General features: G+C 72.5%; 2 protein-coding genes. Both read left to right on the plus strand.

Going from position 1 to position 1,397, the window contains the following annotated elements:
* Positions 1 to 1,192, plus strand: a 1,192-nt coding sequence (locus ACZ4QV_RS42475) for an IS4 family transposase (protein ID WP_467764572.1), incomplete at its 5' end; no start/stop codon positions are given.
* A 4-nt stretch (positions 1,193 to 1,196) separates the two neighbouring features.
* On the plus strand, positions 1,197 to 1,397 hold a 201-nt coding region (locus ACZ4QV_RS42480), incomplete at its 3' end, for a hypothetical protein (RefSeq protein ID WP_361592088.1).

A 1,397-nucleotide genomic window follows, 5' to 3' on the forward strand; every position in this document is an offset into this window, starting at 1 on the left:
GCCGTCGGGGGTGGTGCGGGTGCCTGCGAATGTGTCTGAGCTGTCGGGCTTGGGGTTGCTGACCTGGGTGTATCCGCCGGGGCTGGTGGATCGGGTGGTGGCCGCCTGCGGCCGGGTGGAGCGTCGCAAGCGCCTGCTGCCGGCCCGGCTGGTGGTCTGCTTCGTGCTCGGGCTCGCCCTGTTTTCACCGGCTCCGTACCTTGAGGTCATGCGGCACTTGGTCGAGGGGCTGCGGAGCCTGGGGCTGCTGGGCGACTGGCATATCCCGGCAAGGTCGTCGCTGTTCAGGGCCCGGCAGCGGCTGGGGACCGAGCCGCTGAGGGTGCTGTTCACCACCACCGCCGAACCGCTGGCCACCGCGCAAACGCCGGGGGCGTTGTGGCGGGGGCTGCGGCTCATGGCCGTGGACGGCACCTGCTGGGACGTCGCCGACACGCCGGCCAACGAGGCCGCCTTCGGCCGCCCGGGTAACAGCCGGGGCCCGGACCGGAGCTCTTTCCCGCAGGTGCGGATGGCCTGCCTGGTGGAGACCGGCACCCATCTGGTGCTGGATGCGGAGCTGGCCGGCTGCCGCACCGGGGAGGTCACCCTGGTCGGCCGCCTGCCCCGCTCCTGCGGCCCAGGCCAGCTGGTCCTGGCCGACCGGGAGTTCCTCGGGGTGCCGCTATGGCGGGCCTTCACCGCCACGGGTGCCGATCTGCTGTGGCGGGTGCCCGCCAACCGCGTGCTGCCCGTCGACCGGCGGCTGCGGGACGGCTCCTGGCTGTCCCGCATCCATGCCTGCACCGACCCCGCCCGCAGCGATCCGGTCACCGTCCGGGTGCTGGCCTGCCAGCTGAACGGCACCGGCCGGGCGGCCGGGGAGTACCGGCTGGTGACCAGTCTGCTGGACGGCCGACGGTGTCCGGCCCGGCAGCTGGCCGCGCTGTACCACGAGCGCTGGGAGGCCGAAGCGGTCTTCGCCGAGCTCAAGACCCACCAGCGCGGCGCCCGCACCGTGCTCAGCAGCAAGACCCCCGACGGCGTGGTCCAGCAGATCTGGGCGCATCTGCTGGTCCACCGGGCCCTGCGCGAGCTGATGTGGAGAACCGCCGCCACCCAGCACCTGGATCCGGACCGGATCTCCTTCACCGAGACCCTGCGCTCGGCCCGTCGCAGCGTGACCGTCACGCCGGGCAGTTTTTCCCCCTGACCTCTTGGCCCGGGCACTGGTCTGGCTCCAGCACGACCTGCTGGAACGGCTCCTGCCGGCCAGACGCCTGCGCAGCCAGCCCCGCGTCGTCAAACGCAAGATGTCCAACTACCGGCTCAAACGTGCCGGCCACCGCACCTGGCCCCAACCCACCCTCGCCGGAGCACGAGCCGTCCGCATCCGCAGACCTCAACCCGCAAGGTCG

The organism is Streptomyces sp. NPDC026394, from assembly GCF_055567735.1.